Annotated in this window: 10 protein-coding genes; 7 read left to right on the forward strand and 3 right to left on the reverse strand. The window is 72.8% G+C overall.

The window, feature by feature from the left end:
• From OJ997_RS35300 to OJ997_RS35310, 3 genes are all read left to right on the forward strand, one after another.
• Nucleotides 1-1,045 (forward strand): proline dehydrogenase family protein (locus tag OJ997_RS35300; RefSeq protein WP_270030151.1); only part of this gene is annotated, 1,045 nt, incomplete at its 5' end.
• On the forward strand, nucleotides 1,042-2,601 hold the full coding sequence (locus tag OJ997_RS35305; protein WP_270030152.1) for an aldehyde dehydrogenase family protein: 1,560 nt from the start codon (nucleotides 1,042-1,044) through the stop codon (nucleotides 2,599-2,601). The genes OJ997_RS35300 and OJ997_RS35305, both read left to right, overlap by 4 nt.
• Entirely contained in the window at nucleotides 2,598-3,608 is a 1,011-nt protein-coding gene (locus OJ997_RS35310; RefSeq protein ID WP_270030153.1) for a PucR family transcriptional regulator, read from the forward strand. Before OJ997_RS35305 ends, OJ997_RS35310 begins: the two co-directional genes overlap by 4 nt.
• Here the strand turns inward: OJ997_RS35310 and OJ997_RS35315 are convergent.
• The 3 genes from OJ997_RS35315 to OJ997_RS35325 are packed head-to-tail and all read right to left on the reverse strand — an operon-like array spanning nucleotide 3,585 to nucleotide 8,111.
• Entirely contained in the window at nucleotides 3,585-4,964 is a 1,380-nt protein-coding gene (locus OJ997_RS35315; protein ID WP_270030154.1) for an FAD-dependent oxidoreductase, read from the reverse strand. The genes OJ997_RS35310 and OJ997_RS35315 overlap by 24 nt on opposite strands.
• Nucleotides 4,961-6,925 carry an MMPL family transporter gene (locus OJ997_RS35320; protein WP_270030155.1) on the reverse strand — a complete coding sequence of 655 codons (1,965 nt, stop codon included), beginning with the start codon at nucleotides 6,923-6,925 and terminating at the stop codon, nucleotides 4,961-4,963. Before OJ997_RS35320 ends, OJ997_RS35315 begins: the two co-directional genes overlap by 4 nt.
• A 13-nt stretch (nucleotides 6,926-6,938) precedes the next feature.
• On the reverse strand, nucleotides 6,939-8,111 hold the full coding sequence (locus OJ997_RS35325) for a glycosyltransferase (protein ID WP_270030156.1): 1,173 nt from the start codon (nucleotides 8,109-8,111) through the stop codon (nucleotides 6,939-6,941).
• 72 nt (nucleotides 8,112-8,183) lie between these two features.
• Between OJ997_RS35325 and mftA the strand changes: the two genes are divergently transcribed.
• The 4 genes from mftA to mftE are packed head-to-tail and all read left to right on the forward strand — an operon-like array spanning nucleotide 8,184 to nucleotide 11,328.
• Nucleotides 8,184-8,306 carry a mycofactocin precursor MftA gene (gene mftA / locus OJ997_RS35330; RefSeq protein WP_270030157.1) on the forward strand — a complete coding sequence of 41 codons (123 nt, stop codon included), beginning with the start codon at nucleotides 8,184-8,186 and terminating at the stop codon, nucleotides 8,304-8,306.
• Between the two features lie 7 nt (nucleotides 8,307-8,313).
• Nucleotides 8,314-9,546 carry a mycofactocin radical SAM maturase gene (gene mftC / locus OJ997_RS35335; protein WP_270030158.1) on the forward strand — a complete coding sequence of 411 codons (1,233 nt, stop codon included), beginning with the start codon at nucleotides 8,314-8,316 and terminating at the stop codon, nucleotides 9,544-9,546.
• A complete protein-coding gene (gene mftD, locus OJ997_RS35340) occupies nucleotides 9,546-10,700 on the forward strand; it encodes a pre-mycofactocin synthase MftD (protein ID WP_270030159.1) in 1,155 nt (384 codons plus the stop codon). Before mftC ends, mftD begins: the two co-directional genes overlap by 1 nt.
• Nucleotides 10,660-11,328 carry a mycofactocin biosynthesis peptidyl-dipeptidase MftE gene (gene mftE, locus OJ997_RS35345; RefSeq protein ID WP_372517974.1) on the forward strand — a complete coding sequence of 223 codons (669 nt, stop codon included), beginning with the start codon at nucleotides 10,660-10,662 and terminating at the stop codon, nucleotides 11,326-11,328. Before mftD ends, mftE begins: the two co-directional genes overlap by 41 nt.
• Nucleotides 11,329-11,559 lie beyond the last annotated feature (231 nt).

Raw genomic sequence — 11,559 nt, forward strand, 5'->3', positions numbered from 1 at the left:
CCGCACCGCGCGTGGCGCCGCGACCAGCCGGGCGAGCGGGCCCGCGGTCGGCGCGGTCGCGGGGCTCGCCGTGCACCGGATGGCCACGCGCTTCATCGTCGGCGCGGACCCGGCCGACGCCGTTCCGACGCTCTCCGGCCTGTGGGAGGGCGGCGCGGCCGCGACGGTGGACCTGCTCGGCGAGGCGACGGTCACGACCGCCGAGGCCGACCGCTACGCGCGCCGCTGCGACGAGGCGCTCCGCACACTGGCCACGGCCGCCCGGGACTGGCCCGCCCGCCGCACGCTCGACGTCGCGCCCCGGGTCAACCTGAGCGTCAAGGTCACGGCCCTCACCGCGAAGGTCAAGGCCGAGGCGCCGGACATCGGCATCGCGGACGCCTCCCACCGGCTGCGCATGCTCCTGCGTACCGCCAAGCAGGTCGGCGCGCACCTGCACGTCGACATGGAGTCGATGGACTCGCGCGACCTGATCACGCAGCTCGTGATCGACCTCCTCAACGAGCCCGAGTTCCGCACCGGGTTGTCCGCCGGGATCGTCCTTCAGGCCTACCTGCGCGACGCCGACGACCAGCTCGACCAGCTCCTGGGCGGCATCCAGCAGCCGTTCACGATCCGGCTCGTCAAGGGCGCCTACTGGGAGCACGAGACCGTCGAGGCGCGCCAGAACGGCTGGGTCTCGCCGGTCTATCTGAACAAGGTCGAGTCGGATCGGTCGTTCGAGCGGCTCACGCAGCGGCTGCTCGACAACCGGCCGCACGTGAAGGTCGCGATCGCCAGCCACAACGTGCGCTCGATCGCCCACGCGCTCGCCCTCGCGCCGGATCGCGACCTCGAGCTGCAGGTCCTGAGAGGCCTCGGCGACGACCTCCAGGTCGCCCTCACCGACATGGGCCTGCGCGTGCGCACCTACTGCCCGGTCGGCGACCTCGTCGCCGGCATGAGCTACCTCGTCCGCCGCCTGCTGGAGAACACGTCCAACGACTCGTTCCTGCTCAGCCGGAGCCGCGGCGCCGATCTCGACCAGCTGCTGGCCAAGCCGTGAACGACTTCATCAACGAACCGCTCCTCGAGCTGCGGCGCGCCCCCGTGCGCGCGAACCTCACCGACGCGCTGCAGACGCTGGACGCGCAGCTCCCGTGGCGCGTCCCGGTCATCATCGGCGGCGAGCGCCGCGACGAGCCGAGCTTCACCTCGCACGACCCCGGCGCCCCCGACCGAGTCGTCGCGCACGTCACCGCCGCCACCGCCCACGAGGTCGACGCCGCCGTCCACGCGGCGGCCCAGGCGGCTCCGGAGTGGGAGGCCAGGGGCGCACACGCCCGTGCCGCCATCCTCTCGCGCGCCGCGGGCGAGCTCAGGCGCCGCCGCCCGCTCCTCGCCGCGCTCGCCGTCCGCGAGTGCGGGAAGCCGTGGGCGGAGGCCGACGCCGACGTCTGCGAGACGATCGACTTCCTCGAGTACTACGCGCAGCAGGCGATCACGCTCGAGCACTCGAACGGCCTCGTCCAGCTGCCGGGCGAGCGCAACACGCTGCGGTACGCGGCGCGCGGTGTCGTCGCCGTCGTCGGCCCCTGGAACTTCCCCTTGGCCATCCCCGCGGGGATGGTCGCCGCCGGCCTCGCCACTGGCAACGGCGTCGTGCTCAAGCCCGCGGAGCAATCCCCCGCGTGTGCGCTCGCTGTCGTCGAGGCCTTCCACGCGGCCGGTGTGCCCCCGGCCGCGTTGAACTTGCTCCCGGGTGAGGGTGACGTCGGCGCGGCGCTCGTCGCCCACCCGGGTGTCCACACGATCGCCTTCACGGGCTCCGGCGCCGTCGGGCTGGAGATCCTCAAGACGGCGGCCACGCTCGCCCCGGGCCAGCGCCACCTCAAGCGCGTCGTCGCCGAGATGGGCGGCAAGAACTGCGTGATCGTGGACGCCGACGCCGACCTCGACGACGTCGTCCCCGCGCTCGTCTACAGCGCGTTCGGCTTCGCGGGCCAGAAGTGCAGCGCCGCCGCCCGCGCGCTCGTGCACCACCGGATCGCCGACACGCTCGTCGAGCGCCTGCACGGTGCGGTCGACGAGCTCCTGATCGACCAGGCGCAGCGCTTCGGCGTCGACGTCCCGCCGGTGATCGAGGCCGCCGCCCGCGAACGCGTCAACGGCTTCATCACCACCGCGCACGAGCAGGGCGCGCGGGTCCACCAGCCCGGCACGGCGCCCGCTCGCGGCCACTTCGTCGCGCCCGCCGTGATCGACCGCCTCCCCGCCGGCTCGCGCGTGACCGAGGAGGAGATCTTCGGCCCGGTGCTCGCGGTCGAGGCCGTCGCGTCGATCGACGAGGCGTGCGCGATCGTGGCCAACTCGCCGTTCGCCCTCACCGGCGGCCTCTTCAGCCGCGACCCCGCCACGGTCGCGCGCGTCAGCCGCCAGCTCCCCGTCGGGAACCTCTACGTCAACCGCCACATCACCGGCGCGATGGTCGGCCGCCAGCCGTTCGGCGGCAACCGGCTCTCGGGCACCGGCACCAAGGCGGGCGGCCCCGACTACCTGCTGCACTTCGTCGAACCGCGTGTCGTGACCGAGGACACCATGCGCCACGGCCTCGTGGTGTGAACGCCTCCCTGCAAGAGATCGTGGACGCGCTGAGCGTTCAACTCGGCCGTCCCGTCCTCGTCGACGACGGGGAGCTGCGCCCGCTCGCCTACAGCACGCAGTTCGGTGAGCTCGACCCGCTGCGCACCGCCAGCATCCTCGGCCGCGCGGCGCCCGAGTGGGCGCGCACCGTGCTGTTCGGCCACGGCATCCGCTCGGCCACCGAGCCGGTGCACATCCCGCCCGACGCCGCGAACCAGATGGAAGCGCGGCTGTGCATCCCGATCGTCCGCGGGACGCGCCGTCTGGGCTACCTGTGGCTGCTCGAGAGCCGCCCGGTCGCCGACGCGGAGCTGGACCTCGCGCGCGTCTCCGCCGCCGACGCCGCCGCGATCCTGCAGACCGAGGCCGACAGCCAGCGCGACCGGCGCCGGCGCGAGCAGGAGCTCCTCGCCGCGCTGCTCGCCGGGGAGCCCGCCGCGGCCGCCCAGCTCGAGGCCGACCGCTACCTCCCGCAGCGCCCGCTCGTGGTCTGCGTGGGCGAGATCGTGGACCTGCGCGTGCCCGCCAAGCACGCGCTGTTCGGCGGCGGCGCGGCGATCCTCCCGGCCGCGCTCGTCGACGCGCTCAGCGGGCGTGTCGGCGTCGGCGACGCGATCGACGACCTGCGCGACGTCCCGCGCTCACACCGCCGTGCGCTCGCCGCGCTCGAGGTCGCAGACGGCGGCGTCAGGAAGTGGGACGACCTGCGCGCCCAGCGGCTGCTGAGCGCGCTCCCGTCGACCGCGCTCGGCGATCTCCCCGAGGGGGTCCGCGCGCTGCTCGAGAACGAGCAGCTCAGCCACACGCTCGAGACCTACCTGGACCTCGCCGGCGACGTCAAGCGGACCGCCGCCGAGCTGTGGCTGCACCGCACGAGCCTGTACTACCGGCTCCGGCGGATCGAGGAGATCGCGGGCGTCGATCTCAACCGTGGCGAGGATCGGCTCCTCTGCCACGTCGCGCTACGGCTGGCTAAGAGCGCCTGAGGCGATCTCGAGCATCTCACCCGTGCGGACGAGCTTCACGCGCGGGCGGCCCTGCGGCTCGCCCAGGCCGGTCTCGTGCACGTCGATCGAGCGCCAGCCCTCCCACGTGACGACGCTCGGGCAGACCTCGGCGAGGAACTTCTCGAACGCCTCGGGATCGGGGTCGCGCGGCGTGTTGAGCTTGCCCGCCTCACGGTCCTCGAGGATGCGCGCGACGGTGTCCGTCGCGTCCTTCTTGTTGGTGCCGATCACGCCCGACGGGCCCCGCTTGACCCAGCCGACGACGTACTCGCCGACCTCGTGCTCACCGGAGTCGGGGTTCAGCACGCGGCCGCCCAGGTTGGAGATGAGGCCCTTGCGCTCGTCGAACGGGATGCCGGCGAGCGGCGTGCCGCGGTAGCCGATCGAGCGGATCACGAGGCCGCAGGAGATGACCTCCTCCTCACCCGTGGGCACGGCGCGGCCGTTCTCGATCTTGTTGATGCCGATCCGGACGCCGGTCACCGCGCCGGTCTCGTCGTCGCCGAGGATCTCCAGCGGGGAGCGTAGGAAGCGCAGCTCGACGCGGCGCTCGTGCCCGTGCGGCTCGCGCGCGGCGTACTCGCGCATGAGCTCCACGTTGCGCTTGTTGGTCGGCTCGCCCTCTTCCTCCAGCCACTGCGCGCTGAACGGGTCCAGCTCGAGGTCGGCGGGGTCGACGACGATGTCCGCGCGGGTGAGCTCGCCGAGCTCGCGCAGCTCGGGCGTCGTGAACGCGGCCTGCGCGGGCCCGCGGCGGCCGAGCACGACGACCTCGTGGACGGACGCGGCGCCGAGCGGGGCGATCGCGTGGTCGGCGGTGTCCGTGACCGCCATCTCGTCCGGGTCCAGCACGAGCATCCGCGCGACGTCGACGGCCACGTTGCCGTTGCCGATCACGACGGCGCGGGTGGCGGACAGGTCGAACTCGTGGTCGGCGTAGTCCGGGTGGCCGTTGTACCAGGCCACGAACTCGAGCGCACCGTGCGAGCCCGGTCGGTCCTCCCCCGGGATGCCGAGCTTGTTGTCAGACGCGGTGCCGACCGCGTACAGGACGGCGTGGTAGCGGTCGAGCAGGTCCTGGCGGCTGACGTGGCCGCCGAGCTCGACGCCGCCGTAGAAGCGGAAGCCCGGATGCTTCGCGGTCTTCTCGTAGACGCGCGTGACGCTCTTGATCTTGGGGTGATCGGGGGCTACGCCGGCGCGCACCAGGCCGAACGGCGTCGGGAGGACCTCGAGCAGGTCCACTTCGAATCCGGCCTTCAGGAGCTGATCGGTGGCGTAGAAGCCAGACGGACCAGCGCCCACGACGGCAACGCGCAGCGCAGTCTCACTCATAGAGCCTTTGATCGTAGAAGGAGCGCGATCGACGGGACGAGGAAGATGCGGATCAAGAACGTGTCCACCAGCAGGCCGAGCGCGACCGTGAAGCCGACCTGGAAAAGGCTTTCCAGCTGCGTGGCCAGCAGCACGGAGAACGTGCCGGCCAGGATCAGGCCGGCGCTCGTGATCACGCCGCCGGTGCGCTCCAGCCCGTAGATCACGGCGTCCTCGTGGCTGCGCGTCTTGCGCGCCTCCTTGATGCGGGTGAGCAGGAACACGTTGTAGTCCACGCCCAGCGCCACCAGGAAGATGAACGTGAACAGCGGCGTCGCGGGGTCGGACTCGGCGAAGACGAGCGACGAGACGCCGAGCGCGAACGCGTACGAGAGCAGCACCGTGGCGACGGCGTAGATCGGCGCGATCAGGCTGCGCAGCAGGATCGCCACGATCAGGAAGACCAGGCCGAGTGCGAGCGGGATGATCAGCTTCGCGTCGCGGTCGAGCGCGGCCTGCGAGTCCAGCATCTCCGCCGTCGGGCCGCCGATCAACCCGGTCGGCTCCAGCGTGCGCAGGTTCGCGCGCAGGTGTTCGACGTCCCGCAGCGCCGCGTCGGAGAACGGATCGTGCTTGAGCGCGAGCCGGATCAGGATCTGCTTCGCGTCGATCGACTCGCCCGCGAAGTCGAGGGCCAAGGCCCGCCCCTGGGTCAGCTTGGGGCCGTTCTCGTTGTCCTCGGTGATGGTCTTGGGCACGAGCACGTCGACCGGCCCGGCCTGGCCGGGCGGGAACTTCGCCTGCAGCTTGCGGAGGCCGACGACCGACTCCGGCGTCTCCCGGAACTGCTCGCGGAAGTCGAGCGTGCCCTGGTCGCGCAGGGTGCCCAGCGCACCGACGACCAGCAGCGCGACCACGGCCGTGGCCAGCATCGCCGGGCGGCGGCGCACGAGCGCGCCGATCCGCGGCCAGACCGGCCCGATCGGCTTCTTGTGCAGGAACGCCTTGGTCGGCAGCGCGGCGAGGATCGCCGGCAGGAGCGTGACGCCCGCGAGCACGGAGACCGCGGTGCCGATCGCGAGCACCGGGCCCATCCAGCGCGTCGCGTTGTAGTCGGCGACGCCGAGCACGAGCATCACCGCGACGACGATGGCGCCGGCGGAGACGATCGTGGGCGCGGTGCGCCGCAGCGCGACGCCCATCGCGTCCGCCGTTCCGCTCGCCAGCTCCTCCCGGTAGCGCGCGATCAGCAGCAGGCAGTAGTCCGTGCCGACGCCGAACATCAGCACGATCAGGATCGCCGTCGCCTGGCCCGTGGCCTGGTAGTGGCCCCGCTGCGCTCCGTAGTAGGCGATGCCCGCCGCGACGATGTACGCGACCCCGACGACCAGCAGCGGGACGAGCGCGATCACCGGGCTGCGGTAGATCAGCAACAGCAGCACCAGGAGGAGCACCAGCGTGACGATGAGGAGCGTCTCGTCGATGCCTTCGAGTGCCGCGGCTTGGTCAGCGGCGAAGCCCGCCTCGCCGGTGACGAGCGCACCGTCGGGGACGACGTCGCGGATGATGCCGACGTCGCGGATGACCGACTCGGTGGCGTCGTCGCTCGTCATGATCGTGCTCAGGAACGTGGTGCCGTCCTGGCTCGTTGTCTTGAGGTCGCTGGGCGGCGCGGCGCGCTCCGGCGGCAGGTTCGGGCACGGGTAGTCGACGATGCGGACGAGGTCGGGGATGCGCGTGCACAGCTGCTCGGCGTCGGCGGCGAAGCGCTGCGGGTCCACGCTCGGGTAGACGACCACCGCGGTCGTCTCGTTGCCGTCGTCGAAGCGGGTGTTGAGCGTCTCCTGGACCTGCGTGGACTCGGCGCCGTGGTCCTTGAAGGCGTCGCTCTCGTCCGAGGCGAGCGCCTGGAGCTTGGACTGGAACGGAAAGGCGATCGCCGCGGCGATCAGCCAGGCCGCGATGACGACCCATTTCTTCATCGGGCGCGCAGTCTTACAGACGACGGCGGACAAGCTTCCACCCTTTTGCGGGCAGAAGTGGGTCGAGCGTGCGGTGCTGCGCGCAGCCGAGCCACACGCCGGTGCCGTACGCGAGGTCGTCGAGCAGGGCGAGCGGGGACTTCAGGAAGGCCAGTCGTGCGCGTGGGTGCAGGAGCGCGAGCGGCCACCAGTGGCGGGAGAGCGCGTTCGCGACGACGCGGCCGGACCGCAGGCTGCCGAGCGCGGCGAGCTCCGCGGCGGTGATCGGCGGGACGTCGCGGGCGAGCAGCGTGGTGGCCGTGGCGGTGATCGCGAGCGCCGCTTTGGGTTGGTTCACGAGCAGCGCCGCGTAGGCGGCGGTCGTCCACGGCGAGACGTGCAGCGGGCGTGCTTTTCCGGGATGGCGCTTGGCGACCTGCGCGGCGGTGCGGCCGTAGTACACGCGGCGGGCGAGCCAGGCCTTCGGGTCGGTGCGATGCGCGTGGGCCACGCGGCTTGCCGGCTCGTACCGCACATACGGCGTGCGCCAGACCAGCTCGACGTCCTCTCCCCCGCGCGTGAACGTCTCGTCGAACCGCACGTGCCTGCGGACGAGCAGCGCCGCACCGGGGACGAACGGCACGCGGCCGTACGGCACCACCCGCGCGGCGTGCTCACCCCGGTCGAGCGGCGATCTCCGTGCCTCGTACGCAGATAAAGGCCCTGGGGCTTTAGGTTCGAACGGGACTATCCGCGGCGCGACGATATCGACCTCGGGGTCGTTGAAGTGGGCGAGCAGCGGCTCCAGCCAGCCGGGTTCCGGGACCGTGTCGCTGTCGAGCAGCGCGACGATCTCGTGGCGGGCGGCGCGCAGGCCGTCGTTGCGGGCGGCCGCCGCGCCGCCCCGCACGTCGCGTCGGAGCGCCCCGGGAATGGGTCGCTCGGAGGCGTCGTCGACGATGATCAGCTCGTCCGTCGCCGGTCGCGCGAGCACCTCGCGATTGCGCACGGGGATCACGGTGGTCACTGGCGCGTGCAGTGGCGGCGGGATCGGCTGCGCCAGGTTGGCCATGACCAGATCACGTGCCAGCGCGCCGCCGTCGCCGACCGGCTCGCCATCGTTCCACGCGCGAACGCGCGCGAGCGACTCGGGCCTGAGCCGCACGAGCTGGAACGGCTCGCCGCCGAGCAGGGTGTCGCCGTCCATACGGGCGCTGAGCCGGAGGCGGAAGTCGCTTGGTACGTTCCGGCGCGGAGAGACCATCGAAGGGAGAGAACCATGCCTGATCCCGTCGTCGAGCCTGAGGTTCACGAGGAGGACGCGGTGCTCGAGGAGGAGCTCGTGGAGGAGGATCTGCTGGTCGAGGACGTGTCCATCGACGGGATGTGCGGCGTCTACTAGCTCCCTCGTGGACTCCGATCGTCTGCGCCGCGCCGCCGGCCTGGGCAGCGAAGCGGCGCTCCGGCCCGAGCGCTTCGGCGCGCTGGCCTACGACTTCGACACGCGGCGCCTGAGCTTCCTCCGCCGGCGGTCCGAGGCGCGCGGCACGCTCAATGCCGAGTTCGAGCGCGGCCTGAACGCGCCGATCTGCCTGACGTGGGAGCTCACCTACGCGTGCAACCTCGCCTGCGTGCACTGCCTGTCGTCGTCCGGGCGGCGCGATCCGCGTGAGCTGTCGACGGCGGAGTGCAAGGCCGTGATCGACGAGCTCGAGCGGATGCAGGTCTTCTACGTGAACATCGGCGGCGGCGAGCCGACGGTGCGGCGCGACTTCTGGGAGCTGGTCGAGTACGCGACCGCGCACCACGTGGGCGTGAAGTTCTCCACGAACGGGTCGCGGATCGATGCTGCGCGTGCCGAGTGGCTGCGTGGCTCGGACTACCTGGACGTGCAGATCTCGCTCGACGGCGCGACGGCGGAGGTCAACGACCGCGTGCGCGGGGTCGGCTCCTACGCGACGGCGATGCGCGCGCTTTCGCTCTTGGACGGCATGGGCGCGAAGCTGAGCGTGGTCGTCACGCGCGAGAACGCGGGCCAGCTGGATGCGTTCAAGGCGATCGCGGACGAGTTCGGCGCGACGTTGCGTCTCACGCGCCTGCGGCCATCGGGGCGCGGCGCGGACGTCTGGGACGAGCTGCACCCGACGCCCGCGCAGCAGCGGGACGTCTACGAGTGGCTGCTCGCGCACGGCGAGGACGTGCTCACCGGCGACTCGTTCTTCCACCTCGCCGCGTACGGGCAGACGCTGCCAGGGCTGAACCTGTGTGGCGCGGGGCGCGTCGTGTGCCTGATCGACCCGATCGGCGACGTCTACGCGTGCCCGTTCGCGATCCACGAGACGTTCCTCGCGGGCAACGTGCGCGAGGCCGGGTTCGCGCCGGTGTGGCGGGAGTCGGCGCTGTTCAGGGAGCTGCGCGAGCCGCAGTCGGCGGGCGCGTGCTCGAGCTGCAGCATGTTCGACGCCTGCCGGGGCGGCTGCATGGCGGCGAAGTTCTTCACGGGGCTGCCGCTGGCCGGGCCCGATCCCGAGTGCGTGTTCGGGCACGGCGAACGCGCGCTGCGGGGCGAGCGGCCGAAGGCGTCGCAGGATCACTCGCGCGTGCGGGTCGTGCGCCGTGAGTGCGACGAGTCGCCGGTCTGATGGCGTGGTTCGAGTCGGTCGCGGAGGCGCAGCGGCGGGCTCGACGCACCTTGCCGCGCTCCGTCTACCGGGCGGTGTTGGCCGGGGCCGAGCGCGGGCAGACGCTGCGCGAGAACACCGCGGCGTTCGCGGAGCTGGGGTTCGCGCCGCACGTCGCGGGTGGATCGGGTGCGCGCGTGCAGGCGACGTCCGTGATGGGCGTCGAGCTCGACCTGCCCGTGCTGCTCTCCCCCACCGGCGTGCAGGCCGTGCACCCGGAAGCCGAGCGCGCCGTGGCGCGGGCGGCCTCGGCGCGCGGCACGGCGATGGGACTGAGCGCGCTCGCGAGCACCGCGATCGAGGAGATCGTCCCCCTGTGCGAGAAGACGTTCGCGCAGCTGTACTGGGCGGGGTCGCGGGAGGCGATCGAGGCGCGGGTCGAGCGCGCGCGGGCGGCGGGCGCGCGTGGCTTGATCCTCACGCTGGACTGGACCTTCAGCCACGCGCGGGACTGGGGCTCGCCGACGATCCCGTCGTCGCTGGACGTGAAGACGATGGCGCGGTTCGCGCCGGAGGTGTTGGTGCGCCCGGTGTGGCTCGCGCGCTGGCTGCGGTCGGGCGCGCTGCCGGCACTCGAGGTGCCGAACGTCGAGGGCGCGCCGGGCTTCTTCGCCGCCTACGGCGAGTGGATGGGCACGCCGCCGCCGTCCTGGGAGGACCTCGCGTGGCTGCGCGGCCTGTGGGACGGGCCGTTCATGGTCAAGGGCGTGATGCGTGTCGACGACGCCCGGCGCGTCGCGGCCGACGTCGGCGCGACCGCGATCTCCGTCTCCAACCACGGCGGCAACAACCTCGACGGGACGCCCGCGTCGATCCGCGCCCTGTCCGCGGTCGTCGAGGCCGTCGGTTCCGAGGTCGAGGTGCTGCTGGACGGTGGCGTGCGCCGTGGTTCCGACGTCGTAAAGGCACTGGCGCTGGGCGCCCGCGCGGTGATGATCGGCCGCCCGTATCTGTGGGGCCTCGCCGCCGACGGCCAGGCGGGCGTGGAGAACGTGCTCGACGTGCTGCGCTCGGGAATCGACTCGGCCTTGCTGGGTCTGGGCCGCGCGTCGATCCACGACCTTGACGCGTCCGATGTCTTGGTGCCGGAAGGCTTCCATCGTCGCCTTGGCTGACCTCCCGTCGCCGGCGGTGAACGCCGGCCTGGTCGTGGTGCCGCTCGGGGCGACGGAGCAGCACGGTCCGCACCTGCCGCTGGGGACGGACACGACGATCGCGCTGGCGCTCGCGACGGGCCTCGCGCTCGCGCGGCGCGACACGGTCGTCGCGCCGCCGCTGCCCTACGGCTCCTCGGGCGAGCACGCAGGCTTCGCCGGCACGTTGTCGATCGGCCAGGACGCGCTCCGACTGGTGGTGACCGAGCTCGCCCGCTCGTGGGAAGGCCGGACGCTCTTCGTCTGCGCGCACGGCGGCAACGCCGAGCCGCTCGCCGCGGCGATGCGCGACGTGCCGGACGCCCGCGCGTGGACACCGACCTTCGGCGGCGACGCCCACGCGGGCCGCGTCGAGACGTCGCTGATGCTCGCCCTGGCCCCCGAGCGGGTCGGCGCCGCGCGCGAGCCGGGCAACGTCACGCCGCTGGCGGAGCTGTTGCCGGCGCTGCGAGTCGCCGGCGTCCGGTCCGTCGCACCGAACGGCATCCTCGGCGACCCGACCGGCGCCTCGGCCGACGAGGGCCGCGAGCTGCTCGCGCGCGCCGTCGCGGAGCTGATCGCGTTCACCACCGACTGGCTCGGCGAGTGACCGTCCCGCGCGCTCACCGGCACGGCCCGCCACCACACGGCCCGCCACCACACGGCCCGCCACCACACGGCCCGCCACCACACGGCCCGCCACCGCGCGGCGCCGCCACGTGCGCTCGCCGGCACGGCGCCGCCACGTGCGCTCGCCGGCACGGCGCCGCCACATGCGCTCGCCGGCACGCCGCGACCCCGCGCGGTCTTCGGGCCTTCCCCGAGGCTTGCGGGCGCCGCG

This window comes from Solirubrobacter phytolaccae (assembly GCF_027587195.1).
In the GTDB taxonomy this organism is placed as follows: domain Bacteria; phylum Actinomycetota; class Thermoleophilia; order Solirubrobacterales; family Solirubrobacteraceae; genus Solirubrobacter; species Solirubrobacter phytolaccae.

Coding starts and splice junctions, on each gene's coding strand:
- OJ997_RS35315 (WP_270030154.1), bottom strand. CDS start 4,964: ATGAGTGAGACTGCGCTGCGCGTTGCCGTCGTGGGCGCTGGTCCGTCT.
- OJ997_RS35320 (WP_270030155.1), bottom strand. CDS start 6,925: ATGAAGAAATGGGTCGTCATCGCGGCCTGGCTGATCGCCGCGGCGATC.
- OJ997_RS35325 (WP_270030156.1), bottom strand. CDS start 8,111: ATGGACGGCGACACCCTGCTCGGCGGCGAGCCGTTCCAGCTCGTGCGG.
- mftA (WP_270030157.1), top strand. CDS start 8,184: ATGCCTGATCCCGTCGTCGAGCCTGAGGTTCACGAGGAGGACGCGGTG.
- mftD (WP_270030159.1), top strand. CDS start 9,546: ATGGCGTGGTTCGAGTCGGTCGCGGAGGCGCAGCGGCGGGCTCGACGC.
- mftE (WP_372517974.1), top strand. CDS start 10,660: ATGTCTTGGTGCCGGAAGGCTTCCATCGTCGCCTTGGCTGACCTCCCG.